Here is a 23321-nt window from a genome sequence, read left to right as displayed (position 1 = left end):
CCGCTCCTTGCGCGTGTACGGACCGCCGCCCCGCGGGCGGTCCCTGACGAGACGCGGCGGTAGACTCCGAAGCCCGCACGAGGAGTCCGCCGTGGCCGATCCACACCCCCAACCTACTGAACCGTCGGCGCATTGGGAGCAGGTCTACCAGACCCGCGCGTCCACCGAAGTCAGCTGGTTCCGCCCGCACCTTGAAACGTCCCTTGCCTTCATCGAAGCGGCGGCACCGCAGCCCGGCGCCCGCATCCTCGATGTCGGCGGTGGCGCTTCGACCTTGGTGGACGATCTGCTCGCCCGCGGGCGTCGGCACCTGACGGTGCTCGACCTGTCCGCGGCCGCGCTGCAGACCGCGCGCGACCGCCTCGGCGCGGCGGCCGCTTCGGTGAATTGGCTGCACGCGGACGCCCGCGATACCGGCATCAAGGCGCAGAGCATCGACGTGTGGCACGACCGCGCCGTCTTTCACTTCCTCACCGAGGCGGCGGACCGTCGGGCCTACGTGCACGAGGTGAGCCGCGTTCTGAAGCGAGGCGGCCACCTCGTGATTGCGACGTTCGCACCGGACGGGCCGCAGCAGTGCAGCGGCCTGCCGGTGGTTCGGTACGATGCCGACGCGCTTGCAGCCGTGTTCGGCGACGGGTTTCAGCTGGCAGCGCAAGCGGCCGACGCCCACACCACGCCGGGCGGCAACGTGCAGTCGTTCGTCTACGCGCGCTTCAAACGGCGTGGCTGATTGGCACGGACGGCACCGGGCTGCGCACCGCCCGCGGCCTGGCGTTGCTTGCCAACCGTAGACCTTCCACGTCCCGCCCATGCCCACCCATACGAACCCGACTCGCCACCGCTGGCTCGATGTGTTCCTCGCCTTCCTAGGCTTGGGGCTCACCTCGTTCGGCGGACCGGTGGCGCACCTAGCCTACTTCCGCCGGGCCTTCGTCGAGCGCCGGGCGTGGCTGACGGAAGCGGAATACGCGGATCTCGTTGCCCTGTGCCAGTTCCTGCCCGGGCCGGCCAGCAGCCAGGTCGGCATGGCGCTGGGCCTGCGCCGCGCCGGCGTCCGCGGCGCGCTGGCGGCCTGGGTGGGCTTCACCCTGCCCTCGGCGCTGCTGATGATCGCCGCGGCCTCCGGCGTAGCCGCCGTGGGCGGCGTGGCGCAGACGGCCTGGGTGCATGGGCTCAAGCTCGCGGCGGTGGCCGTCGTGGCGCACGCGGTGTGGACGATGGGCCGCCAGCTCTGCACCGGGCCAACCACGCTTGGCATTGCGGTAGCTGCGGCCGCCGCGTGCATCGCGCTCCCTTCCGCGTGGGCCCAACTTGGGGCCATCGCAGCGGGCGGTCTGCTCGGATGGCTCCTTCTGCCCAGGGTCGCTGCCGTCGCGGCCGCGCAGGAAAGCCCGCCCTACCGGCGGCGCTGGGCCGTGTGTGCCCTGGTCATCTTCGCGATCGGCCTACTCGGCCTTTCGCCGTTGGCCGCGTGGACCGGCAGCCACGGACTGGCCGTGTTCGACGGCTTCTACCGGTCCGGCGCGCTTGTCTTCGGCGGCGGCCACGTGGTCTTGCCGCTGCTCGATGCGGAGACCGTCGGACGGGGCTGGCTCGACGCCGACACCTTCCTGGCGGGCTACGGCGTCGCGCAGGCCGTACCGGGTCCCCTGTTCACGTTCGCGGCCTTCCTGGGGTTTTCCATGACGCCGGCTCCGAATGGATGGGCCGGCGCGGCCATCGCGTTATTCGGGATCTTTCTGCCGTCGTTCCTGCTGCTGGTCGGCACGTTGCCGTTCTGGGACCAGCTGCGCCGCAGCGCGATCGCACGCGCGGCTCTGGGCGGCATCAACGCCGCGGTCGTCGGCCTCCTGGCGGCCGCCTTCTACCACCCGGTGCTGACGGGTGCCGTGCGCTCGCCCACGGACGCGGGGATCGCGGCCGTCGGCGCTGCAGCGCTGCTCGCGACGAAGGCGCCAAGCTGGGTGGTGGTGGGGTTCTGCGTGGCGGGGGCCTGCGCGGTGCGCGCTCTCAGCGGCGGATAGCTGTGTGCAGTAGTCGGCAGTGAAGCGGCAGGACCTGGGGCCGTCCGGGCCCGCCGACCTCACAGCTACACTGCCGCCATGGACCTTCTCAAAACCTTCGTGCTCTTCGCGCTCACCGCGTTGGCGGAAATCGTCGGCTGCTACCTGCCTTACCTGTGGCTCAGGCAAGGGCGGTCGGCGTGGCTTCTCGTGCCGGCCGCCGCGAGCCTTGCTCTGTTTGCGTGGCTGCTCACCCTGCATCCCACCGCCGCCGGCCGCGTCTATGCGGCGTACGGCGGCGTGTACATCGGCGTTGCCATGGTCTGGCTGATGGCGGTGGAGAAGGTCCGGCCCACCGCCACGGATTGGCTCGGTGTGGCGGTGTGCTTCGTCGGAATGGCCATCATCATGACGGGATCGCGGGCAGCACCTTAAAGTGCGTTTCACGCATTCAGATCCATTCTGTTGCTACGGCGGTATCGGCCTCTCTACGCCACATAGCGCTCGGAGTGCGTACGACAACACAGCCCACCGCGGCTCTGCGGTATACCGCATCACGTACGCGGCGACTGCGGGCGCAAACCGGAAGGTCTGCACGGCCTTTACTTCAAGCGACCGTGCCGAAGCGTGTGCGGAGAACGAAATGATCTCGTTTCGCGTTCAGTGCGACCGAGTTGCGCTCGCTTGAATGCCCGACCAGTTTGCAGAGAAATCGAAACCGCGGGCCACGAATTGAGGCAAGTCGGCGTTGTTGGGGCATCGGCGCTTGGCGTGGGCGATCAGCCCGTCCACCACGAACTGCCAACGGGCGCCGGTCATCCCGCGGCGGGCAGCTTTCGCAGCCAAGACAAACATGGCCTCTTCGACTTGGGCAGCGGTGGGTTCGCACTCCGCCGCGCCGTCAAGCCAGTTCACGAACGCCGCATGAGCATCCAAAAAGTGCCGCATTTCGTTCCCCGATTGCGATACTTCGACCTTCGACCATCGTATTCGAAACGCCCAGCGGGTTGCGAACCTTCGAGCTGAACGTCCCATCTCGTCGGCGAAACCGCGCCCGCGTTGCGAGATTCAGCGGCGGCCGTGGTCAGACGCGCGGATGGGCCGCCTTTCGGAGGGATGCTTTACCGCCGAATTTCGCCAGAGAATAACCGAGACAGCTATGGTATTTGTTTGCCAACGCATAGCTCTCGGGCGTCGTGGAGGAACGCATTTTCCACACGCCCGCCCACCCAACTAGGACGACCAAACACATGCCGAATATTGCCTCAGCCTTGAAAGGCGAAATCACCCGCGTTGCCCGCAAAGCCGTCAAAGCGGAACTCGACGCCCTTCGCAATGCCAGTGCCGGCTACCGCAAGGAAATTGCAGCGCTCAAACGCACGGTCGCGTCGTTGCAGCGCAATCAAGCCTCCGTGGAAAAGAAGAACAAGGCGAAAGTGTCCGAGACGGAGGACGCGGCCGACGCCGAAGCCGCCGGCGGCCGTATCCGATTCAGCGCCAAGGGATTGAAGACGTTGCGCGCCAAGCTGGGTCTGTCGGCGCAAGAGTTCGGCCGCTTGGCGGGTGCCTCCGGCCAATCGATCTACAACTGGGAGCAGGAGAAAAACACCCCGCGTCAGGAGCAGATACAGAGAATCGCTGCATTGCGTGGCATGGGGAAAAAGGAAGCCAAAGCTCGACTCGAAACGTTGGCACAAAGCAACTAAGTGGAACTTGCCACTTGCGGATTCACCCAGCCGCGCTCATCCAGCGCTTCAGGCGTTTGTTTTGGCAGCGGACAACATCCAGCATCTCGGGATCCAGGTCATCGCCGGCGGCGATCACCCGCCGCTCTTCCGCCGTCAACGCTTGCCACGCCTCGGCGGTGCGTCCGAGATCGTGGAGCAGAACCGACGCACATACGTTCCGCGCCTCGCATTCAAACCCGCAGTCTTCGGGGTATCCAGGAAGAGCCTCCAGGTTGACCAAGAGATCGGCGAGCGCCGGCCCGCTGGCAACGTACGCCAAAATCCGAGGCAGATGCCGTTCGAGCAACGCAGCGAGATCGTTCGCGCATACAGCGGCATCCGCGTTCGCCACCCGATTCCACCGCGGCCTTCCCGGCGGGTTTCCTCCGGAATCCCACTTATCGAGCAGCAGTTCCAGGAAGATGTGCGCGACCGTGGGGGCGTGGTCGCCCACCTGCTCGTATAGGTCCGGCAGGAGTTTCACGCACTCCCACAGGTGCAGCTCGTCCCACACTTGTTTTTGCCGCGGCGACACCACGAACATCGACGCGTGGAATCCAAAGTGGCTCTCCCGCAAATATTTCGGGTGTACCGCCGTGAGCGACAGCTCCAGCGTGTAATCGTCGAACAACGGGCGGCCCCACCGTGCAAGGCCGGAATAGTCGTCGATGTCCGCACCGATCCACGAGAACCCGAACGGTTCGATTCGCTCCGTAAGCGCCGCAAAAAATGGATGGTCGGTGCGCCCGTGCCAGTGGTCGCGCCAGTCGGATGGGGATGGCTCTGTCATAGTTGGCAAGTCCTTCTCAACGTGTGGTGCGAACGAGCGCGTTTGGCTGCGGCGCGGATCAAGCTGCCGGCCACCAGCCATGCTCGGCCACAAAATCTCGGTATTCCTCCGCCGCGATGCCGCTTCCGACAAATTTCTCCGGAGCCGCCCCCACGGTGTTGACCAAGTGCGACCACGCCTCCTCCGGCGTGTCGAACGACCGGTTTGCGCCGTACGGTTCGTCCGGGTCGAACGCGGCGAACTCGACCAAGTCGCTGAAATCCGGCCGCCCCTCGTCGTACACCTCGAACAGCGACACCACCCGAGCCCCGCTCGGTTCGGTGTGGCAGCGGACCCACCGCAGCAGCCGATCGCCCTCGTCGAGTCGGGCGCCCAGGAACTGCTCGATGGCGCGCCCTTGGCGCAGAGCCAGCCGGGCGTCCGATTCGGTCAGATGTCGAGCCATCAAGGATCCTTTTCCGGGGGCGGGTTGCCCATCTGCTGCCCGCGCGTCTGCCAGTGTAATTGTGCGTCGGCTTTGCGCATCTCCGGGGTTACCCCCTGATTGGGCTGTCCGTGTACGCCGGGCTGGCGGTGCTCGACCGCGTTCACCTCATGGATAGCCGAGCCGGGCATCTGGTCGGCGTGGTGGAGCTCCAGCGGGACCTCGCGCCCGCGCCGGTCCCGCAGGGGCACGAAGTCCAGCGGCCCTTGCCCCAACTGCGCCCGTGCCAAGTCGCGCTGCGTCCACGGGCCTTGGTAGCGCTGCGGCGGGTCGTTGACCCCCAGCGGGGGCCGCGCGGCCGGGGGCGGTCCGAGCGACGGTGCCGCCGGCACCGCCGCGTACATGGACGCCATGGGTGCGGGCGGTGCGGTTCTGGGCATCGTCGCGCCGAGCGTCGCCAGTTGCGGCCGCCCGTCCGCTCCCTCCACGACGTACGACGCCTGATGGCTGGCGGCGGGCGGTCCACGCGTGGGAGCCATTCCGCGCATCACCCTCTGGCTCAAACGCCGGGGGTCGAGGCTGGCCGCGAGATCAAGCTGGACGCCGGTGTCGCCGTCGTATGCTTTCTGGTACGGCTCGGCCGCCGCGGCCATCGCCCCATAGGCCGCGGACCGCGGGTCGTGGTAAGCCGCTTCGGCCGCGGCAAACCCGTCGTCCGCGAAGGCCGCGATTTCGGCGTTCGCGGGGTCGGCACCCTCCCCCAAATCCACAAGGTAAGTGTCCGCGGCGTTGAGGGCGACGTTGGCGCCCGCGTTCGCCCCGGTGATGACGCCCTGCCCCAGCCGGTTTCCCGCCGTTAGGAGCACCGTCCCGACAAAACCCAGTTCCACGAACGGCCGCTCGTACCACATGGCGGTCGCGCGCATGGATTTGATTTGCTCGGCGAGAGCAACGATCTCGGCCTGGTTGCGCTCGTGGCCGTCCAACACTTCAACGAGTTCGGCGGTCCGCCCGCTGCGATCGAGGTAAACCAGCGGATTCCCGTTGGCGTAGATGTAGGGGTGAAAAGTGATGGGGCGCGTCGGGTCGCCCGCCGCCGGGTCTTCGCTCAGGAACGCGCCGAGTTCGGAGTCGTAGTACCGCGCGTTCGCGTAGAAAAGTCCCGACTCGTCGTCGATGGGGTAGCCCGTGTACCCGAACGGGTTGGCCACAGTGCCGACGGAGGCCAGCGGGTTGCCCCACGCGTCCACGCGGTAGCGCGACACGACGGCGCCGTCCGCGGACAACAAGGCGATGGGGGTGCCGAGGCCATCGAGGAGATACGAATACGCCTGATTTCCCCGGCGCATCGACAGCAAGCGGCCGTCCGCTGCACGGGTGTACGTGGCCAGGGTGTTGCCGATGACGTTCGTTTCGGCGATGAGGTTCGCGCCGTCGTAGACGTAGCGCACGGCCGTCGGGGATGGGCCGTTGACCTCCTTGAACGTCCTCTGCCCTGCAGCGTTGTAGTCGTATCGGGCAACCCACACGCCGTCGCGCAGCACCTCAACCAGGCGATCGCGGGCGTCCCAGCGGTAGGTCGTCGTGCTCCCAGCCTGCGTCTTGGATTCACGGTTGCCGCTGGCGTCGTAGGTGAACCGAATCGACCGCCCTGGATCTGCGGTGTCGATGACGTCGGTCAGTTGGTTGCGGGCGTTGTAGACGAACGAGCGGGTGCGCTCGGCAGCCGATGCAGGGAGTGCCAGCAGCCACAGAAAAAGCACGCAAAGGCAAAAACGCCCCCATTTTATGCCGGAACGCAATGGGGAAAAACGCCGCGATTTCGACCGAGCAGAACCGCCGTCGGCGCGGGGCACCTCGGAGGCGGAAAGCGAGGATCGCAAGCTCCTGCAACGCGACTCGGCACTACGGCCAATGATCAGCGCGGCCGACAACGGCTCGTTCATTGAGATTCCCTGCTCAAGGTGAAGGAACGCCCGCGAGCGGCCGCCTCATAGTCGGCGACGGCACAGCTACGCGGAGGGGCGGAACGGTGGGGTTCAGAGGGCGCCACCTGCGGCTGTAGCCAGCGCGGCGCTCCTCTCAGCGTTCCTTCGTCGGCTCGGAGTAGAGCCGGTGAGCCGCCTACGACTTTGGCAAAGCCTCGATGCGCGCCTCGACGGCCTGCGCGAAGGCCGTCAAGGTTGTGCCGCAGGCCATGCACCATTCGCGGGTCTGCACCACGTCGAGCCGCACCAAGCCGCGCTCGACCGTGCTGACGAAGGACTGGAACCGTCCGAACTTCTCCGACAGCTCCGACTGAGTCATCCCCGCCGCTTCCCGCATGGCGCGCAGCTGGGCGCACACCTCGCGGTTCTCGGCTCGGTAGATGGATTTCAGCATGACCGCTCACGCAAGGCTGGGCGGTCATGGAAGCTATAAGCGAAGCTCGCATAAGCATACTATGCTTTAAGCAGAGTTCACTTATCTGCTGAAACTGCATGTTACGGTCCGCCGCACCGCCCGCCTGGGGGAGTACGCCGAGTCGAAAATCGGCGAATGGGCGGCCCCACCCGATGCCATTGGAGGCTTTCATGTCCGCCACCGCTGCAGCCGGCGCCCGCCCGGCCGTGCCCCACCCGAGCCAGAGCAGCTACCGCGCCACCGACGCCGGCGGCGGCTGGATGCGCTTCGACGTCGTCGGCGCCGTCGGCCCGACCGTGCCAGCCTGGTTGCTGGCAGTTGGTCCGGTGGTGGGTGGTTGCTTGGGATTTCAGATAGGTACCGCCCAGGCGGTGGGCGGCATCATTGCCGGGCTTTTCCTGGCAGCGTGCTACGTCATCGGCCGCGCGTCGTCGCTGAGTACCTTCCGCCGCCACCGGGCACCCGCAGGATCGTTCGTTGTCAGCCCGCAGGCGATCCGGCTACCGAGCGGCCGTGAGATTCCGGCGAAGAGCGTGCACCGGCTCGTGTGCCGCAACGCGCTGGACGGCGTGTTCATCCTCACGACGGGCGGCGGTTCGGGCATGGCAGGCGGCGCGGCTGCGCTCGGTGCGGCCCGCCACACGGCGGACGCGAACGCCTTGCTGCCGATCTCCTACCAGGTCGAGGTCGAAGCTGAAGGCCGGAGCTACCCGCTGGCCGGATGCATGACCGGCGCGACCGCCAACGCGGTTTTCGAAGAGACCCGACGCATCCTCGGGCTGAGTTGACTCGGGAAGCGCCAACTCGGGCGGGCTCCGTGGCCGATGAATTCAGCATTGCTCGGAAGACCTCCAACCGCTGCCGCAGCCGATCAACCACGTCCGCCTCCCCGAATGCCGCCATGGCAATCCGCACAGGAAAAGGAACGGCCGCGGCGGAAGCCAGCGGCCGGGGCACGCAACGGGAACCGTGCGAATCAAACGCCCGTGCGGGCGCATTCGTCGGCAAGCCACCGCCGAACGTGAGGCAGCCAGTGGTCCGCCTCGTCCCCCACGGCTTCGCCGCTCAGGAGGGCGGCCCGGAGCGTTTCCGGGATGGACTCGGAGGGGATGGAGTCCAGGATGCGCCTCAGTTCCTGGGCAAGCCGGGGGCGGGGGTCGAAGCGGGTCGGCCGCGGGGTGGCTGCCTCTTTTATCAGCCCCGCGATGCGCTGGATTTCGAAGTACACCTTCTGGTCCGGCTACGGAGTCGGCTCGACCTTGACTTGTTGCTCTACAGCAAGCACGCCGGGCACCTTTCCGACTTCCTTCACGATGGCATCGAGCCCCTGTCGCGTGCGCACGGAGCCGGTCAGGATCGCGCGGCCATTGACGACCTGCACATCGATGCGGTGATACAGCTCCAGGTCGTCGCGAGCGAGCCGGCGGACGACCAGCGCGGCGGTCTGGGCGTCGGCCTCCGCGGTTTCGGTGGTTTCGAGGGGCTTCGCCGCGAAGGCCGGAAACAGGCTGAGCGTCAACAGCAGCGCGAGCAGCCAGCGCCGGGGCGAGAGGTTGGGGGTCGGCATGACAGAGCAACTCCGTGGGGCGCCTTGAGCGACGCACGGGGAATCCTCCGCATGTCGGCGCGCGCCGAGCATTCCCAAATGGGAATGGACAGGCATGAAGGAACGCAGCATGGACGCTGACCTGAAACTCATCGGCACGTTGTTCGAGGAGTTGGCCGAACCCGACTGGGCGAGCGCTTTTCTCACGGGCGTGTGCGAGGCCACCCAGAGCCCGGCGGGTGCCCTCCTGCAGGTGGACGTCGCCTCGCGCCGGCAAACGCTTCCCGCCTACGTCGGACAGGGGCGGGAAATGGCGGTGGCGTTCGAACGCAAGCACGCGGAAGGAAATCCTTGGCGGCCCACTGACGAGGCTAGCGGGCCCCCAGCCGGCTCCGTTGTTGTGCCGGACGACGCTCTGCCCCTATCGGCGCTGCGCCGGACGGCGTTCTGGTCGGATTTCTTGAGGCCCATGCAAATTGACCACGGCTGCGGCCTTATCGGGTTTCGCTCACCCGAAAAAGTGGTGAGCCTGACGCTGCTGCGGTCCGCGCGCCGAGGCGTCTACGACGCAGAGGAGCGCGCTTGGTTGGGACGGTTGGCCCCCCATTGGGTCAATGCCTGCAGACTCAGAAACCGACTCGTCCCGAACGAACGCAACGAGTCAGACGCCACACGGGCGCTGGACGCGCTGAGCACCGCCGCATTTTTCTTCGACGAGCGGGGCCGGTGCGCCCGATGGAACGCGGCAGCCGATTCGCTCCTCATCGAAGGCGACCTAGTGCGCCTTCGGGGTGGCCACTTGGTCGCCGCACATCCGGGCAGCGGCGCCCTGTTCGCATCGACCGGAGCAACGACGGTTCTGCGCCGACGGGACGGGAGCGTTGGCGGGCACGCGGCCGCCCATCGCCTTCCGGGGCACGGCGCGCTGGGCCGCGCGCGAGCCGTCGTTTTCGTGGACTCCCTGACGGCGATGCGTCCGCCCTTGCTGCGGCAGGCTTTGACCGCATTGCATGGGCTAACACCACGCGAGGCGGAACTGGCCGAGCGCCTGGCGACCGGTTCGGACTTGGCTGAAACAGCTGCCGCGATGGGGGTGTCGACGGAGGGAGCGCGTACGCGGCTGAAAGTTGTTTTCGGAAAAGCCGGTGCCCGGAATCAGGCCGCCTTGGTGGCGCTGGTCCGCAGCCTCTACGCCGTGCTCGGCCAGAACACCTCCGACACGTAGCCGCGCCGACATCCAGAGCCGCTGCCGGGTTGCCGCGTTCGACAACAATGCCTTCGCATTGGGCGGCACAAAGAAACAATTGGGCGGCCACATGAGCCGAGTGCGGCTCGCGGGGTGGCGCTTGCCTCGGAAAATTCTGATGCGCTGACCGGAGCATTCCGGATTCGCGGATGCGGGTCTGAGTCCATGCTCAATACGCCCGGGGATGGGAGGTTGCGGCCCACCGCGGCAGACTGAAGCAGTCCGAGTACTGCGTCGCCCACACACCACCCAGGGGAACACCGATGGCCGGAAAATTTGTCCTCAGCAACGCCGCCAATTCACAGTACCGCTTCGTCCTGAAAGCGGGCAACGGCGAAACCATCCTGACCAGTGAGCTGTACGCATCGAAAGCTGGCGCTCAGAACGGCATCGCTTCGGTCAAGGAGAACGCACCGCACGACGCCCGCTACGAGAAAAAGAACGCAGCCAACGGCAGCCCGATGTTCAACCTGAAAGCGGCCAACGGCCAGATCATCGGGACCAGCGAACAGTATTCGAGCACCGCCGCGCGCGACAACGGCATCACCTCCGTGAAAAGCAACGCGCCAGGTGCGGCCACGGAAGACAAGACGGCGTGAGACCCGTCGGGATGCGCGGTGAAGCGCCAAACTCCGGAAAAACTTTCCGGAGGTATCTTCCGACAGCGCCGGACCAGTGGCCGATCGTTGAGGCAACCCTATGAGTTCAACGGACAAGTTGCCGCCCCGTCCAAACACTTCCTCCGCGCCCGGAACGTTCTACGTCTACGTCCACCGAGACCGGGGTGGAACGATCTTCTACGTCGGCAAAGGCGTCGGCGACCGAGCGTGGTCCCGAGACCGCGAGGCGTTGTGGACGCACTACGTCAACACCAGGTCAGGCGGCATCTTTTCCGCCGAGGTTGTCGAATCGAACCTCTCTGAGGCGCAGGCCCTCCTCCGAGAGGACGAGTTGATGCGCACGCTCGCGAGCCAAGTCGTCAACCGCCAGAACATGGGACGTGCCCTCGACCTCGCGTCCCACCAACAACAGGCCGACGCTCTCCGGCAACGAGATCGTGTCCACGCGCAAGCCAATACCACCGCCGATCCCGCCGAACGCGCCAAGCTGCTCGCCCTTGCCCTCACCCACCACGAGCAGGCGGCGTCGATCAGCTGCGAAACGGGCGTCGTCGGCGAACTGCTCCGTGAAATGGGGCCACTGGGGAACCTCGACCTGCTGGACGCATTGACGAAGGCATATGGCGAAGCGGGCAACACGGAGATGGCCGCATCCGCATTGAAGCACTACGAGCAAACTTATCGAGGAAGCGCACCGACCAAGCGTCTGGAGCAGATTCGTCGGCGCGTCGAAAAAATGCAGGCCGGCAAGAAAACCGCGCGCACCATTGCGGTGGCGACGTTCACTCCTCCGCATTCGCTCCCTCCGGACTGGGAACGGGCTCAAGAGAAGTCCCGGCAAGTCGTGCGCTTGGATCGATCGCTTCGCTTATCAAAAGGCACCTACCTCGACACGGTCGAACCGTTGAAGCAGCTGCGTCGAGAGGAACGATTTGGCGACGCGCTGTCGCTGATGAAGGGCGCGATCGTGGATGCGGAATTGGACCCCATCAACGCCAGCAGCGTGCCTTCTTTCTACTACGTCGAAGCCGCGAAAGCCTGCCGCAATCTGGGCGACGATCTGCAAGAGTGCCTCGTGCTTCACCGGTATCTTCAACTGCAGGCGAAAAACCGACAAGATCCTGCGATCGTCAAACGCCTCGCGCAGGCGGCCGCGCGGCTGCATGGACGCTCGAAATGAGAAGACCCGATGGTCCAGCAGCGGTTCTTTGTTTGCCCGAGACGCTCGCGAAAAGCGTGCAACGATGGTGATCGAGAAAACCGATTGAGGTTTGCCGAATGGCGAAACAAGACCCGTTGAGCAGCGCTCTCGCAACCGTCGATCACGTACTTCGCCAACGGTTTCCCGACGATTTCGACAAACGATGCATGTACGCGGCCTTCGGACTGCGGGCGTTGCTGCGGCGCACGGGCATCGGGTCAGAGATAGTCGGCGGGCGGTACACCTGCTTCGTGGTGTCCGCCGACTTGCAACACGCCTCGCACCAGGGCTTTGGTACTGGCTCCAACGATCAGGCGTCGCATTACTGGGTTGAAGCCCAAGGCTATTTGCTGGACCCAGGCCCGCACTACCTGCCCCTCAGATCATCGTTTCCTGCCGCTCCCATTCCGATGGTTCGATGGCCCCTGGCGTCGCCCATTCCTCACTTCATGAGGTATCAGGAGCAAGCCCGATATCACCAAGAAGCGAAACTTCGATCCAGCCAGGAAATCCAAGACCGCATGAACCAGTTCCTGGCCGCTTGCGAAGAGGCCCGCACGGACGTGGCAACCCCGTGTTGGCAGCTCAAGGGGATGGAGTCCCTTCGCTACGCGGCAGGAAACCGAGACCGCTGGGCTTTGGGCGCGCTTCGCTTCATCGCCGAATACCCACCGAGTTCACTGCCGTTCTGATTAAATTGTCCACTGTCTCACAGAGATAGTTGACCACGCGCCCTGCCCCTTGACGCCTCCCCGTTTCCACTTACGTTGCACCACGGAAGCCGGGATTTCCCTGGCGATCATGCAGGAGGCGCCATGCTCGTTTTGTCGCGGGACGAAAAGGAATCAATTCTCATCGGGCACGATATTACGGTTCGCGTGCTTCAAATAATTGGCTCTATGGTCCGATTGGGAATCGACGCTCCCAGGGACGTTCCGGTGCACCGAGAGGAGGTATACCGGCGCATCCACGAGCGTACTTGCCGGCAAGCGATAGCGCATTCCGAGCCTTCCAGACTCGAAACCCACCGAGCCGTGGATCTGAGCGCGCTTCCGGGCTTTCGGTGATCAGACTTGCCGCGGTGTCCGTTGCAGAACTACGGCCACGCTTGGCGCAAAGTCCCAGTTGCGGATTGCAGGAACAGCACAGCGATGGGCCTGCCGACGACGATGTCGGGCCAGTCCTAGCCCCGCCGCTCAGGGCGAAAACCGGATCGCCGCTCGATGGACCGATGCCTCGACGCAATCGACTTGACGGCCTCGCATTCTCTGGTTGCATGCGTTGAACGCATCAGCTGAGAGCATTGCGATGTCCGTCTCCGCCTCCGTCGTAATTGGCCCCGAAAACGCTCACTGCCGTTATTGGGCCAAGGTCGTGCGGGCCGGCACGGCTCTGCCTGTGCCGAGCAAAGTCTTCCGCGCGGACGACTTGCCGGGCCCTTACCTCCGGATCGGCGACGAAGAGCTCTTTCCCGGCGACGTCCTGTTCGAGGGAGAAGAAGTTCACCCCGTGCGTTCCCACGGATGGGGCTACTTTGCCTACGTCGCTGGGATCAGTGGGCGCCCAATCCAGCTTGAATACGACAGCTCGGTGAAGGCTCGCCTCAAGGAACTGGGGCTCGACAAACGCTTGCTCGCCGGATCAGGCCAGCTCGCCGGCCTGGTGCGCGTGGCCCACGCATTGCGGGCGGGAATGTGCCCCTACACGTCCGAGTTGCAGCACGAACTCGGGGCGGTGGCGCTCGATCTCGTGCTGCCGGGTGCACAGCCGGCGCATCGCGAGCGGCTCTGACAAACCGCACCACGGAATTCGGCGGGTTCGCCGTTCCGTCCGCCGCAACGAAAAACGACGCCCACGATGACGTGGGCGTCGGCACTGCTCCCCTATGGGGAATGGAACGGTTTGGTTTCTCGCGCATCGGAATAAAACCCAATGCGGTTGAATCCGGTCTTCTCACTACCCCCTATGGGGATTCAAAGGTTGTTTCTCGCGCATCGGAATCAAACCCAATGCGATTGAAGCCGGCCTTCTCACTACCCCCTATGGGGATCAAAGTTCGTATCTCGCGCATCAGAATAAAAACCCAATGCGATTGAAGCAGGTCTTCTCACTACCCCCTATGGGGATCAAAGTTCGTATCTCGCGCATCAGAATAAAAACCCAATGCGATTGAAGCAGGTCTTCTCACTACCCCCTATGGGGATCAAAAGCTTGTTTCTCGCGCATCGGAATAAAACCCAATGCGGTTGAAGCCGGTCTTCTCACTACCCCCTATGGGGATCAAAAGCTCGTTTCTCGCGCATCAGAATAAAACCCGATGCGGTTGAAGCCGGTCTTCTCACTACCCCCTATGGGGATCAAAGTTCGTATCTCGCGCATCAGAATCAAACCCAATGCGATTGGAGCCGGTCTTCTCACTACCCCCGATTGGGATTCAAACTTTCCGAAGCCACGAAGGCAGCGTAGATCGACATCCTCACACCGTCAAGGGCGATCCGAAATTTTTCTGATCGGATACAGTAATCTAAATCAACATAAGCCATTATGGCATTAGTTGCATGCCGCAGGCAGTCCGAATCCAACCGGTTGTTGTCGAAGCTTCCGGCCTGGGTCCAGTCGCGGAGAAGAGTCCAAACGAACGACGGATCGTCCGGCCCCTTTCCTCACCCGGCCACGTCGCGCCATTGGTCCTCGGAGATCCCGGGGAACAGGTGATTGCCGGTGAAATCGAACGTCGTTCCCGCGTCCGTTCGCACGAAGTTTCGAGGCTCCAATCCAACCCAAAACGCCGCAAAGTTGAAGTCGTCGGTGCAGTACATGATTCGATCGTCGGGGTAGAGCGCGTATGCATTCGACAACAGCACCAGCTGCCTCAGATCGGCCAGCGCGTTGTAGGCGTCCTTGGGACCGTAAGGGTGGGTGCCTGGCTTTAAGACGCCCCTCGCGTGGTTGCGCCCTTGAGGCGCCACCACGCAACTCAGTGCGGCAAAGAAGCTCAAGGTCCGTCGCGACAGATCAGACTTCTGGAACGCGTCCACGACGGCCGCCCACACCTCGCCCTTCCGCGCCTCGGCGACGGGCTTGCGGAGGAGCGGGATCACCGAGAGCAGAAAGGCCCGCTCCCGCTCAATCCCCGCTGCCGATTCTTGCGCCAGGCCGATCGCGCCTTCCACGCTTTCCTCGCTGCCCGGGACCAAGACAGCCCGCGGCAGCACGGCCTGCAACGTCCCGCGCACGCGGTGGGCCAGTGCGCGCACCTCGGCATCGGTCGGAGCCCGTTGCAGAGTGCCCTCGATGATCGAGAACAAGGGATTGATGCGAACGCCGGGGCTGTTCAAGAAGTCGAGGAAGTCTTTGTCGCTGGCCCCTTCGCTTCGCCCCTTGAAGGCCTTCTTCACGGTCGCAAGGGTGCAAAGGTCGAACCCGACCGTGGCGCCGGTAAGCGCCGCCAGGCCGGAAGGCAACCAGCCACCGGGAACCAGTCCGATCGTCTTCACGGTGAGATGCGTCGTGAATTCGCCGAAGTCTCCGTTGATGCGCGTACCCGGCTTCAAACCGGGATCGTCGCACGCCACGACAACGCCCGACCGCACTCGCAAGGACAGTTTCGTCGGGCCCTTCGATTGGGTTCCGAGGAGGTCGGCGTAACCCAGCGGCTCGAAGTCCACGTTCCCAAGGACCACCTCCCGCCCATTCGGCACGTCGTCCTCGTCGGTACCGCGGTAGATCAACACCGTGTGCTGGACGTTCACGGAACAATCCTTCTGCATCGACACCTGCTCGACGTTTGGGATGGTCGCAACCGCGCAGCCACCGAACAATCCGAATCCGGATTCGGGTTGCCGACCCGCATCTGGTGGTAGATGCGAGAAGCCACCCTAGGATCGTGCGCTTGGTTTGGTTGGCACTTGCAATCATCGTCGAGCGCGCTATAGTTGCTACATGCAACAGAAAACCGCCTCCGCCCCTTCCACCGCTCCGGATCGCCTGCTGGCCGACGCCGAGGCCTTGAACGCCGCCCTGGCGGACTTGGTCCGGGTCTATCAGTTCCGCGACTGCGACCGCATCTGCTGCTTCGACATTTCGGTTACCCAGTGCTACGCGCTGGAAGCATTGGCGGACCACGGCCCGATGCGCAGCCAGAGCCTCGCCAAACTGCTCTTGCTCGACAAGAGCACGACCACGCGGGTGATCGACGCGCTGGAACGCAAGGGCTACGTCGAGCGCCGCCCCGAGGAGGAGGACGCCCGAGCCGTCTCCCTGCGCATCACCCCCAACGGGCGGGCGTTGTACGACACGATCAACCGCGGGCTCATCGCCCAGCAGGCCGAAATGCTGGCCGATCTGGATCCTCACGTTCGAGCCAGCGTTACCGACGTCATCCGCCGCCTGGCCAAGGCCGCCGAAGCCCGCTTCGTGGCCGGGGTCAGCGTCGGCGCCTGCGCGCCGGTGTGCGGCACCGGCACCTGCGGCTGACCTTTTATTTGCCCATTTAGTTGGTACTGACAACACCATGACGCCAGCTTTTTCCACCCGCAGCGCTTTGCCCACCGACGCGCCGGCCATCGCCGAAATCTACAACCAGGGCATCGCCGCGCGCGGCGCCACGTTCGAGACCGAGCCCCGCACCGCCGAGGACCTGCTCCCGCGCATCGCCGACCCCCGTTATCCGCTGCGGGTCGCGGTGGACGCCGACGGCCGCGTCATCGGGTGGGCCGGTTTGAGCAGCTACCGGCCCCGCGCCTGCTACGCCGGCATCGCCGAGTTCTCGATCTACATCGACGCGGCTGCCCGCGGCTGCGGGGTGGGCCGCCTGCTGCTCGACGACCTGCTCGACGCGGCCCGCGCGGCCGGCTTCTCAAAGGTTCTCTCCCGCATTTTTCCCTTCAACACCGCCAGCCGCGCGCTGTGCCGCGCCTGCGGGTTCCGCGAAGTCGGCCTGTACGAAAAACACGGCCAGCTCGACGGCCAATGGCTCGACGTCGTGATCGTCGAACGCCTCATCCCCGAAAACCTCGCCGGCCCAGCCAGCGCCCCTCCCCAAGAAACCGAGGTGCACCATGGATAGTTCGTTGCCCGTCGTCGTGGTTGGTGCCGGCCCGGTGGGCCTGGCCGCCGCCGCCCATTTGCGCGCCCGCGGGTTCACGCCCCTGGTCCTGGAAGCCGGCGCCCAGGTCGGTGCCGGCATGCGCCGCTGGGCGCACGTACGCATGTTCTCCCCGTGGGAATACACGCTCGACGCGCGCGCCGCGGAAATCCTCGCGGCCAACGGCTGGCAGGCGCCGGACCCGACGCACTTCCCCACCGGCGGCGAGGTCGTGGCGCGGTACCTGGAACCCCTGGCCGGTACCCCGGAGCTGGCCCCGCACATCCGACTCAACGCCCGGGTGGTCGGCATCACCAAGCACCAGCGCGACCGCATGAAGAACGCGCAGCGCGACGCCACCCCGTTCGTGGTTCGCTACGAGCAGGACGGCGAGGAACACGAGGTGCACGCCCAGGCGGTGGTCGACGCCTCGGGCACCGTCGATGCGCCAAATCCTCTCGGGGCCGCTGGCCTCCCGGCGCTGGGCGAGCGCGCCGCGGCCGCGCACGTGGCCTACGGCATGCCCGACGTGCTGGGCTTCGCACGCGACCGCTACGCCGGCAAACGCGTGCTGGTGGTGGGCAGCGGCCACTCGGCGTTCAACGTGCTGACCGACCTTGCGCGCCTGGCTCAAACCATACCCGGCATGCAGATCCATTGGGCCGTGCGGCGGCCATCGTTGCAGCACGTGCTGGGCGGTGGCGAGAACGACCAGCTGAAGGAACGCGGCCGTCTGGGCCTGCGCATCGCGCGTCTGGTCGAGACCGGAGCCATCGCGGTCCACACCGGTGCCCACATCGATCGCCTGGAACGCACGGACGCCGGCTGGGTCGCGTGGAGCGGCGCGACCGCGCTGCCACCGGTCGATGAGCTGATCGGCGCCACCGGCTTCCGTCCGGACCTGAGCCTCCTCAGCGAGGTGCGCCTTGACCTCGATGCCGGCACTCAGGCGCCGGCGGCGCTGGCCCCGCTGATCGACCCGAACCTGCACAGCTGCGGCAGCGTGCGCCCGCACGGCGCGGTCGAACTCCAGCACCCCGACGCCAACTTCTACATCGTCGGCATGAAAAGCTACGGGCGGGCGCCGACCTTCCTGCTGCTGACGGGCTACGAACAGGTGCGGTCGGTCGCCGCCGCCATCGCCGGCGATTGGGAAGCCGCGCGGCGCGTCGAGCTGGTGCTGCCGGAGACCGGGGTGTGCAACACCCAGTTTGCCGCCGACGAGGCTCTCCCTGCCGCGGCCTGCTGCGGTGGCCCCGCGCCGGCCGATTCCGCCGCGTGCTGCGTGGCCGACGCCGACGCCAAGGCCAGCGGGGAAGCCGGCTGCGGTTGCGGCCCCACGGCCGCCCCGGTCCCGGCGGTTGCGCTTGCTCCCGCCCCCGCCAAGTCGTCCTGCTGCGGAGCCGCCCGCGCATGAGCCCTCCGCGTTGGCCCGTGGTCTGGATTCTGGGCGCGGGCCAATGCGTCTACTGGGGCATCGTCTACTACGCCTTCTCCGTACTGCTCGTGCCCATGCGCGACGAATGGGGCGCGTCGGACGCGGCCGTCGCCGGGGCGTTTTCCGTCGGGCTGACCGTCAGCGCCGTTCTGGCCACCGCCGTGGGCCGCTGGCTGGACCGCGGCCACGGCGTGCTGGTGCTCCGCGCGGGCGCCTGGGCCGGCGCCGCGCTGCTGCTCGCTTGGTCGTACGTGGATGGCCTGGCCGGCCTCTACGCGGTCTGGGCGGGTCTCGGCGCCTGCATGGCCCTGGTCCTCTACGAAACGGCGTTCGCGCTCATCACGCGCGCCTTCGCCGACCCGTCGGCTCGCTTGCGCGCCTTGGCCAGCCTGACCGTAATGGGCGGGCTGGCCAGCACCGTGTTTCTTCCACTGGTCGGTGCGGGCGTGGCGCACCTGGGCTGGCGCCTCACCCTCCGCGTGCTGGCGGTGGTCTGGCTGCTCGCGACGCTGTGGCTGGAGCGCGCGGCGCTGCGGGAATTGCACGCCGCGGAGAGCTGGTCGCGTGCCGCAGCCCCGGCAACCAATCTCGCCCCCGTGGACCGCCGCTTGCTCTGGTGGACCGGTGCCCCCTTCGTCGCCGCGACCTTCTCGGCCATGGCGCTGACCACGTTGGTGGTGCCGAGCCTGGTCGCGCGCGGCCACCCCATCGAACGGACCGCGTGGGTGCTGGCTGCACTCGGCATCATGCAGCTGCCTGGGCGGGTGTGGCTGTGGCGCGGCGCCGGCCGCGCCTTGTCTCCGCGCGTCCTGTTGGTCGGGCCTTTGGCGCTCCAGGTCGCCGGGCTGGCCCTGCTCGGTTTGGCCGGCTCGTTGGCCGGTGCATTCCTGGGCGTGGCAGTGTTCGGCGTTGGTGCCGGCCTGCACACACTGGCACGGCCCTGGATCGTGCCCCTGATGTTCGGCGCCGAAGCGGCCGGCCGCACCAACGGCGTCATCGCCCGCGCCCAGGGCTTGGCACGCGCCGCCGGCCCCTTCGCGGTGGCCGCGGCTGCCGGCTGGCTGGGCAGCGACGCCGTGTTTCTGGTTCTGGCCTCGACGCTGCTCGCGTGCTGCCCGCTCGCCTACGCGCTGTCGCGCCACCCCACCCTGTTGCCCCACCCCGCGGCCTGAAGGCCCCCGACCGCCTTCGCATCAAGGACTCCGACCGATGAATCGCCTGCGTACCCTGCTCCGCTTCGCCGCGTTCCCGTTGCTGTTCGGCGGCGCGGGCCTCGCCGCGTGGGTCGGCCACACGCCCGAATCTGCGGCGTGGCTGATGCCCGCGATCGTAGCCGCAGTGTTGTTTCTGACCTTCGGTCTGGAGCGGGTTGTGCCCTACGCGGACCGATGGAACGCCGGTCCGGACGCCGGGGCCGACCTGGTCTACCTCGGCGCGACGTCGGCCGTCGTGGCCGTCGCGGAAGCCGCCGTGTGGGGCGTTGCGGTCGTGCTGCTCGGGCTGTGGTCCGGCGGCACCCTGTGGCCCGCGGGTTGGCCGGTCGCGGCGCAGATCCCGCTGGCCTTGGTGATCGGCGACTTCCTCCCCTACCTCTACCACCGCGCCAGCCACGAATCGCGCGGTTTTCTGTGGCGCGTGCACGCCATCCACCACGCGCCCGAGCGCTTGTATGGGTTCAACTTTGCACGGTTCCACCCGGTCAACGCGTTCCTCACCGCAGCACTCACGCTGCTCCCGTTGGCGCTGCTCGGCGCCCCGGCCGAGGTCCTGTTCGTTGCGGGTGTTCTGCACAACGTCCACGGGGTGCTCAGCCACGCGAACGTCGATTTCCGCCTCGGGCCGCTCAACGCGATTTTCAGCATGGCCGAACTACACCGCTGGCACCACGCGCGCGACCCGCGCTGGGCCAACGGCAACTACGGCGCGACGGTGCTCGTCTGGGATTGGCTTTTCGGCACCCGCAGGTACCCCGGGCGCGGCGTCGCGGACGACGGCGTGGGGCTCTGGGCGGGAAGCGCCGTCCCCCGCCGCCTGCGGGATCAGTGGCTGTATCCCTTCGCCGATCTCGGCTCGCGGGTCGTTCGCCGGTTCGGAAGAATTCGATGCGGTTGCTGCTGCCCGACGGCCTAAAACGCCCGTCGTCGGGACCGCTGCTGTGCCCTCGCGAGGAAAACCGGCTGCGAGCAGCAAAAGGCCCGACGATCAGCGGCGAGGGCGCGACGGCGGCAGACGCGCGGGCGAGGACGGCGGCTCGTTGCTTGGCTCGTCGTCGTCGCCAAGAAAGTGCGCCAGCTCGTCGGGGCTCAAGACGCGCGCGAACTGCCTGTGTACGTAGCCGCCTGCCGCACCGAGGCCCTTTCGGGTCAACCAATTCGTGGGCGTCAGCAGGCGAACCAAGCCGGTGAACACGAGCCCGCATGCAACGCGGAGGTGGTTGCGGGCGATGCGCTGCTGAACCTCCCACAGGGCGTCCCGCCGCGACGCAGGAAAATCGACGCCCAGTCGGTGGTCGATGGCCAGATTCAACGATTTCCTGCGGACCGCCGTTTCCTGTTCCGGCGACGGCGGCTCCGGCAAGCCGTTGTAGAGCGCGGCCACGCTCCGCTGATACCTCTCGTCCGACAAACGGGTTCCAAACGGCAACGGGGCTTTCATATCAAGCGCTCCGCGGCGCGTTCCCCGAATCCAGTACGTCGGGATCGCAGAGGATCACGCGCTCGTCGCGTTCCAGCTGGAACATGTCCTCATAGACGTCGCTCGGAAGTGCGTCGGCCATGGCGTCTTGGTAGTTGACGGTCAACACGTTCATCGATTCCAAAAATCCCAACGGAGGCAGATCGCCGAAAAGCCGGCGGCCTTGCAGTTCCTGGCGCGTCCGTTCGAATCCCGCTTGGATTCGGAAAACCGCGTCTCTGAAACCGACAAACCTCTGGCCGACCCAGTACATACCACACAGCTCGATGTGGGCAAGCTGGAAGGCGAGCTGAGCATTCGGGCTACCGTCTGACTCCTGCAAGGCGTCGTGAAGCCGCAGCGCCAAGCCGAGGAAAGCGCGGTCGTCGCCGGACGGCTCATCGGGGTTATCTGGTGGCGCAGAGCCACCAGAAAAGAGGCAAGCGGGCAGATCGCCCCCGATCGATTCGTGCTTGCGCAACAGGCCGTGGCACTTCTTCGTCGGCAACGTGATGCCGTACTCGCCGTAAATGGCGTACGAGAGCCGGTATCCGCGGGCGTTTTTTACCAGGACGCCGGCGGGCAGAAGAATTCGGTTGGCGGCCTGATGGCAAACGCCGTTGACGCCGTAGCAGGTGATGCCGGCTCGCTCATCGGGCTCGGCAATTCGGTCCGCGCGGGCGGTACTGCCGGCCCCCCGGACGAGTTCGGCACCGCCGGTTTTCCGGCCGTAGCAGCCCCAGGCTTTTCCCCCGCTGCACTCGACGTAGGTGTGGTGGGCCAACCCTGCGGCGGTCGAAAGGGCTTTGGCGATCAGCGTTCCCATTGGCAGCTCCCGAGACTCGCTGGGGCATTCTGCGCCCACAGCGGAGGAACTCCCACCGCCGGCGGCCGCCGCTGGGCCGCGGGTTCCTCAGCCGTCGTGCGCACCGCCCCCGATCGGTACGAGCGCCGACGGCGGATGCTTCGGCAACGCCAGCGAAATCGCGGCAGCCAGCGCGACCAATGCCGCGGCGATCCACAGGCACGGGACGAGGCCACCGGCCTGGAACACCGCACCGGACAGCACCGTTCCCAGCAAGCGACCGAGCGCGTTGGCCATGTAGTAGAACCCGACGTCGAGGGACACGCCGTCCTCGCTGGCGTAGCTCACGATGAGGTAGCTGTGCAGCGACGAATTCACAGCGAACAGCACGCCGAAGACGGCCAGCCCGACGACGAGCACCGCGGTGGCATCGACCGCGAAGCCCAGCAGCACCGCCATGGCGGCTGGCGCCGCCGCCAACGCCGAGGCCCATGCAAACGCGTGCGCGCCGTCGGGAGGGTGGCCGCTGCGCCGACCCGTGAAGTACGGGGCAACCGACTGCACGGCGCCGTAGCCGATGACCCAGCAGGCGAGGAAGGCACCAACGGCCCAGTCGCTCCAGTGCAAAGCCGTCGCCAGAAAAACCGGCAGGGCCACCACGAACCACACGTCGCGGGCGCCGAACAGAAACAGGCGGGCCGCGGACAGCACGTTGACGGCGCGGCTCTTGGAAAAGAGATCGCGGAACTTCGGCTTGTTCTTCGCCTTGCCGAGGTCGCGTTGCAGAAGGGCCACACTGGCCAGCCACACAGCGACCAAGGCGAGCGCCATGCCGGCCAGCGCCGCGCGGAAGCCGAGCGCGGTCAGGAGCGCCCCGCCGAGAAAAAAGCCCACGCCCTTGAGCGCGTTCTTCGAGCCGGTCAGCGCGGCGATCCACCGGTACAGCGCGCTCCCCTGGTCGCCCGGCACGAGCAGCTTGATGCTGCTCTTGGCGCTCATTTTGTTCAGATCTTTGGCGACGCCCGATAGCGCCTGAGCGGCCATCACCCACGGAACGGCGAGCGCGGCGGCCGGAACGGTCAGCATGGCCAGCGCCACGACCTGCAACGCCAAACCAAGGTTCATCGTGCGGTTCAAGCCGATGCGCGCGCCGAGCCAGCCGCCCACCAGGTTGGTGATCACGCCGAAGAGTTCGTAGAACAGGAACAGCAGCGCCACCTGCAGGGGGGAGTAGCCCAACTGGTGGAAGTGGAGCACCACCAGCATGCGCAACGCGCCGTCCGTCAGGGTGAACGCCCAGTAGTTCCCGGTGATCAGGAAATACTGGCGGACCGCGGCTGAGCTGGACGCCATTGG

At 66.3% G+C, this 23321-nt stretch carries 27 protein-coding genes; 16 read left to right on the top strand and 11 right to left on the bottom strand.

All coding sequences use genetic code 11. The features are described 5' to 3' along the window. Nucleotides 1–91 precede the first annotated feature (91 nt). From DFR29_RS21360 to DFR29_RS21350, 3 genes are all read left to right on the top strand, one after another. A complete protein-coding gene (locus tag DFR29_RS21360) occupies nt 92–733 on the top strand; it encodes a class I SAM-dependent methyltransferase (protein WP_243746134.1) in 642 nt (213 codons plus the stop codon). 79 nt (nt 734–812) lie between these two features. Then, the gene (gene chrA / locus DFR29_RS21355; protein WP_133820677.1) at nt 813–2027 is read left to right on the top strand and encodes a chromate efflux transporter; all 1215 of its coding nucleotides are present in this window, start codon (nt 813–815) and stop codon (nt 2025–2027) included. A 78-nt stretch (nt 2028–2105) separates the two neighbouring features. Continuing rightward, nucleotides 2106–2441: a YnfA family protein gene (locus tag DFR29_RS21350; protein ID WP_133820676.1), complete on the top strand. Its 336-nt coding sequence runs from the start codon at nt 2106–2108 to the stop codon at nt 2439–2441. Nucleotides 2442–2666: 225 nt separating this feature from the next. On the opposite strand, the gene DFR29_RS21345 is transcribed toward DFR29_RS21350, so the two are convergent. Further along, on the bottom strand, nt 2667–2954 hold the full coding sequence (locus tag DFR29_RS21345; protein ID WP_133820675.1) for a hypothetical protein: 288 nt from the start codon (nt 2952–2954) through the stop codon (nt 2667–2669). 302 nt (nt 2955–3256) lie between these two features. Here DFR29_RS21345 and DFR29_RS21340 point away from each other — a divergent pair, with 302 nt between their 5' ends. Further along, nucleotides 3257–3712, top strand: a complete 456-nt coding sequence (locus DFR29_RS21340) for a helix-turn-helix transcriptional regulator (protein WP_133820674.1) — start codon at nt 3257–3259, stop codon at nt 3710–3712. Nucleotides 3713–3734: 22 nt separating this feature from the next. Here the strand turns inward: DFR29_RS21340 and DFR29_RS21335 are convergent, their stop codons facing one another. From DFR29_RS21335 to DFR29_RS21320, 4 genes are all read right to left on the bottom strand, one after another. After that, nucleotides 3735–4523 carry a hypothetical protein gene (locus DFR29_RS21335; protein WP_133820673.1) on the bottom strand — a complete coding sequence of 263 codons (789 nt, stop codon included), beginning with the start codon at nt 4521–4523 and terminating at the stop codon, nt 3735–3737. 58 nt (nt 4524–4581) lie between these two features. Then, nucleotides 4582–4968 carry a hypothetical protein gene (locus tag DFR29_RS21330; RefSeq protein ID WP_133820672.1) on the bottom strand — a complete coding sequence of 129 codons (387 nt, stop codon included), beginning with the start codon at nt 4966–4968 and terminating at the stop codon, nt 4582–4584. Then, entirely contained in the window at nt 4968–6893 is a 1926-nt protein-coding gene (locus DFR29_RS21325) for an RHS repeat domain-containing protein (RefSeq protein WP_133820671.1), read from the bottom strand. Before DFR29_RS21325 ends, DFR29_RS21330 begins: the two co-directional genes overlap by 1 nt. Nucleotides 6894–7071: 178 nt before the next feature. Further along, nucleotides 7072–7329, bottom strand: a complete 258-nt coding sequence (locus tag DFR29_RS21320; protein ID WP_133820670.1) for a helix-turn-helix domain-containing protein — start codon at nt 7327–7329, stop codon at nt 7072–7074. 191 nt (nt 7330–7520) lie between these two features. Here DFR29_RS21320 and DFR29_RS21315 point away from each other — a divergent pair, with 191 nt between their 5' ends. Further along, on the top strand, nt 7521–8138 hold the full coding sequence (locus DFR29_RS21315; protein WP_133820669.1) for a hypothetical protein: 618 nt from the start codon (nt 7521–7523) through the stop codon (nt 8136–8138). 188 nt (nt 8139–8326) lie between these two features. Here the strand turns inward: DFR29_RS21315 and DFR29_RS21310 are convergent, their stop codons facing one another. Together DFR29_RS21310 and DFR29_RS21305 are read right to left on the bottom strand one after the other, a co-directional pair. Further along, complete coding sequence (locus tag DFR29_RS21310; RefSeq protein ID WP_133820668.1) at nt 8327–8578, bottom strand: hypothetical protein; 252 nt, start codon at nt 8576–8578, stop codon at nt 8327–8329. Between the two features lie 12 nt (nt 8579–8590). Then, on the bottom strand, nt 8591–8917 hold the full coding sequence (locus DFR29_RS21305) for a BON domain-containing protein (RefSeq protein ID WP_166654254.1): 327 nt from the start codon (nt 8915–8917) through the stop codon (nt 8591–8593). A 94-nt stretch (nt 8918–9011) separates the two neighbouring features. Here DFR29_RS21305 and DFR29_RS21300 point away from each other — a divergent pair, with 94 nt between their 5' ends. The 6 genes from DFR29_RS21300 to DFR29_RS21275 all read left to right on the top strand — a co-directional run bounded on the left by DFR29_RS21300 (nt 9012) and on the right by DFR29_RS21275 (nt 13754). Beyond that, the gene (locus DFR29_RS21300; RefSeq protein WP_166654253.1) at nt 9012–10121 is read left to right on the top strand and encodes a helix-turn-helix transcriptional regulator; all 1110 of its coding nucleotides are present in this window, start codon (nt 9012–9014) and stop codon (nt 10119–10121) included. 284 nt (nt 10122–10405) lie between these two features. Then, nucleotides 10406–10741, top strand: a complete 336-nt coding sequence (locus DFR29_RS21295) for a YegP family protein (RefSeq protein WP_133820665.1) — start codon at nt 10406–10408, stop codon at nt 10739–10741. Between the two features lie 100 nt (nt 10742–10841). Further along, the gene (locus tag DFR29_RS21290; RefSeq protein ID WP_133820664.1) at nt 10842–11942 is read left to right on the top strand and encodes a GIY-YIG nuclease family protein; all 1101 of its coding nucleotides are present in this window, start codon (nt 10842–10844) and stop codon (nt 11940–11942) included. Between the two features lie 98 nt (nt 11943–12040). After that, nucleotides 12041–12655, top strand: a complete 615-nt coding sequence (locus DFR29_RS21285; RefSeq protein ID WP_133820663.1) for a hypothetical protein — start codon at nt 12041–12043, stop codon at nt 12653–12655. Between the two features lie 123 nt (nt 12656–12778). Next, complete coding sequence (csrA, locus tag DFR29_RS21280) at nt 12779–13030, top strand: carbon storage regulator CsrA (RefSeq protein ID WP_133820662.1); 252 nt, start codon at nt 12779–12781, stop codon at nt 13028–13030. A gap of 241 nt (nt 13031–13271) precedes the next feature. Further along, nucleotides 13272–13754 carry a hypothetical protein gene (locus DFR29_RS21275; protein ID WP_133820661.1) on the top strand — a complete coding sequence of 161 codons (483 nt, stop codon included), beginning with the start codon at nt 13272–13274 and terminating at the stop codon, nt 13752–13754. Between the two features lie 872 nt (nt 13755–14626). Here DFR29_RS21275 and DFR29_RS21270 read toward each other — a convergent pair. Further along, nucleotides 14627–15715, bottom strand: coding sequence for a hypothetical protein (locus DFR29_RS21270; protein WP_133820660.1), 1089 nt, complete (start codon nt 15713–15715; stop codon nt 14627–14629). A 190-nt stretch (nt 15716–15905) separates the two neighbouring features. Between DFR29_RS21270 and DFR29_RS21265 the strand changes: the two genes are divergently transcribed. From DFR29_RS21265 to DFR29_RS21245, 5 genes are read left to right on the top strand one after another with little or no spacing between them, the layout of a single operon-like run. Continuing rightward, nucleotides 15906–16439, top strand: a complete 534-nt coding sequence (locus DFR29_RS21265) for a MarR family winged helix-turn-helix transcriptional regulator (protein ID WP_133820659.1) — start codon at nt 15906–15908, stop codon at nt 16437–16439. Between the two features lie 37 nt (nt 16440–16476). Further along, nucleotides 16477–17031, top strand: a complete 555-nt coding sequence (locus DFR29_RS21260) for an arsinothricin resistance N-acetyltransferase ArsN1 family A (RefSeq protein ID WP_133820658.1) — start codon at nt 16477–16479, stop codon at nt 17029–17031. After that, nucleotides 17024–18466 carry an NAD(P)-binding domain-containing protein gene (locus DFR29_RS21255; protein ID WP_133820657.1) on the top strand — a complete coding sequence of 481 codons (1443 nt, stop codon included), beginning with the start codon at nt 17024–17026 and terminating at the stop codon, nt 18464–18466. Before DFR29_RS21260 ends, DFR29_RS21255 begins: the two co-directional genes overlap by 8 nt. Next, complete coding sequence (locus tag DFR29_RS21250) at nt 18463–19659, top strand: MFS transporter (protein WP_133820656.1); 1197 nt, start codon at nt 18463–18465, stop codon at nt 19657–19659. The genes DFR29_RS21255 and DFR29_RS21250 overlap by 4 nt, the downstream gene beginning before the upstream one ends. A gap of 37 nt (nt 19660–19696) precedes the next feature. Further along, the gene (locus DFR29_RS21245; RefSeq protein ID WP_133820655.1) at nt 19697–20617 is read left to right on the top strand and encodes a sterol desaturase family protein; all 921 of its coding nucleotides are present in this window, start codon (nt 19697–19699) and stop codon (nt 20615–20617) included. Nucleotides 20618–20689: 72 nt separating this feature from the next. Here DFR29_RS21245 and DFR29_RS21240 read toward each other — a convergent pair whose 3' ends face one another. The 3 genes from DFR29_RS21240 to arsJ form a co-directional block, all read right to left on the bottom strand. Beyond that, entirely contained in the window at nt 20690–21142 is a 453-nt protein-coding gene (locus DFR29_RS21240; protein WP_133820654.1) for a hypothetical protein, read from the bottom strand. A 1-nt stretch (nt 21143) separates the two neighbouring features. Continuing rightward, nucleotides 21144–21986, bottom strand: coding sequence for a hypothetical protein (locus tag DFR29_RS21235; RefSeq protein WP_133820653.1), 843 nt, complete (start codon nt 21984–21986; stop codon nt 21144–21146). A gap of 87 nt (nt 21987–22073) precedes the next feature. Continuing rightward, on the bottom strand, nt 22074–23318 hold the full coding sequence (arsJ, locus tag DFR29_RS21230; RefSeq protein WP_133820652.1) for an organoarsenical effux MFS transporter ArsJ: 1245 nt from the start codon (nt 23316–23318) through the stop codon (nt 22074–22076). Nucleotides 23319–23321: the final 3 nt, after the last annotated feature.

The sequence above is a fragment of the Tahibacter aquaticus genome (genome assembly GCF_004363655.1).
Taxonomy (GTDB): Bacteria; Pseudomonadota; Gammaproteobacteria; order Xanthomonadales; family Rhodanobacteraceae; genus Tahibacter; species Tahibacter aquaticus.
Note: the sequence above shows the minus strand (reverse complement) of the source record. Positions and strands in the feature narration are given on the sequence as shown.

Excerpts from the sequence above, each read along its gene's own strand:
- chrA (WP_133820677.1), top strand. The coding sequence starts at position 813 with ATGCCCACCCATACGAACCCGACTCGCCACCGCTGGCTCGATGTGTTC.
- DFR29_RS21350 (WP_133820676.1), top strand. The coding sequence starts at position 2,106 with ATGGACCTTCTCAAAACCTTCGTGCTCTTCGCGCTCACCGCGTTGGCG.
- DFR29_RS21345 (WP_133820675.1), bottom strand. The coding sequence starts at position 2,954 with ATGCGGCACTTTTTGGATGCTCATGCGGCGTTCGTGAACTGGCTTGAC.
- DFR29_RS21340 (WP_133820674.1), top strand. The coding sequence starts at position 3,257 with ATGCCGAATATTGCCTCAGCCTTGAAAGGCGAAATCACCCGCGTTGCC.
- DFR29_RS21335 (WP_133820673.1), bottom strand. The coding sequence starts at position 4,523 with ATGACAGAGCCATCCCCATCCGACTGGCGCGACCACTGGCACGGGCGC.
- DFR29_RS21330 (WP_133820672.1), bottom strand. The coding sequence starts at position 4,968 with ATGGCTCGACATCTGACCGAATCGGACGCCCGGCTGGCTCTGCGCCAA.
- DFR29_RS21325 (WP_133820671.1), bottom strand. The coding sequence starts at position 6,893 with ATGAACGAGCCGTTGTCGGCCGCGCTGATCATTGGCCGTAGTGCCGAG.
- DFR29_RS21320 (WP_133820670.1), bottom strand. The coding sequence starts at position 7,329 with ATGCTGAAATCCATCTACCGAGCCGAGAACCGCGAGGTGTGCGCCCAG.
- DFR29_RS21315 (WP_133820669.1), top strand. The coding sequence starts at position 7,521 with ATGTCCGCCACCGCTGCAGCCGGCGCCCGCCCGGCCGTGCCCCACCCG.
- DFR29_RS21305 (WP_166654254.1), bottom strand. The coding sequence starts at position 8,917 with ATGCCGACCCCCAACCTCTCGCCCCGGCGCTGGCTGCTCGCGCTGCTG.
- DFR29_RS21300 (WP_166654253.1), top strand. The coding sequence starts at position 9,012 with ATGAAGGAACGCAGCATGGACGCTGACCTGAAACTCATCGGCACGTTG.
- DFR29_RS21295 (WP_133820665.1), top strand. The coding sequence starts at position 10,406 with ATGGCCGGAAAATTTGTCCTCAGCAACGCCGCCAATTCACAGTACCGC.
- DFR29_RS21290 (WP_133820664.1), top strand. The coding sequence starts at position 10,842 with ATGAGTTCAACGGACAAGTTGCCGCCCCGTCCAAACACTTCCTCCGCG.
- DFR29_RS21285 (WP_133820663.1), top strand. The coding sequence starts at position 12,041 with ATGGCGAAACAAGACCCGTTGAGCAGCGCTCTCGCAACCGTCGATCAC.
- csrA (WP_133820662.1), top strand. The coding sequence starts at position 12,779 with ATGCTCGTTTTGTCGCGGGACGAAAAGGAATCAATTCTCATCGGGCAC.
- DFR29_RS21275 (WP_133820661.1), top strand. The coding sequence starts at position 13,272 with ATGTCCGTCTCCGCCTCCGTCGTAATTGGCCCCGAAAACGCTCACTGC.
- DFR29_RS21265 (WP_133820659.1), top strand. The coding sequence starts at position 15,906 with ATGCAACAGAAAACCGCCTCCGCCCCTTCCACCGCTCCGGATCGCCTG.
- DFR29_RS21260 (WP_133820658.1), top strand. The coding sequence starts at position 16,477 with ATGACGCCAGCTTTTTCCACCCGCAGCGCTTTGCCCACCGACGCGCCG.
- DFR29_RS21255 (WP_133820657.1), top strand. The coding sequence starts at position 17,024 with ATGGATAGTTCGTTGCCCGTCGTCGTGGTTGGTGCCGGCCCGGTGGGC.
- DFR29_RS21250 (WP_133820656.1), top strand. The coding sequence starts at position 18,463 with ATGAGCCCTCCGCGTTGGCCCGTGGTCTGGATTCTGGGCGCGGGCCAA.
- DFR29_RS21245 (WP_133820655.1), top strand. The coding sequence starts at position 19,697 with ATGAATCGCCTGCGTACCCTGCTCCGCTTCGCCGCGTTCCCGTTGCTG.
- DFR29_RS21240 (WP_133820654.1), bottom strand. The coding sequence starts at position 21,142 with ATGAAAGCCCCGTTGCCGTTTGGAACCCGTTTGTCGGACGAGAGGTAT.
- DFR29_RS21235 (WP_133820653.1), bottom strand. The coding sequence starts at position 21,986 with ATGGGAACGCTGATCGCCAAAGCCCTTTCGACCGCCGCAGGGTTGGCC.
- arsJ (WP_133820652.1), bottom strand. The coding sequence starts at position 23,318 with ATGGCGTCCAGCTCAGCCGCGGTCCGCCAGTATTTCCTGATCACCGGG.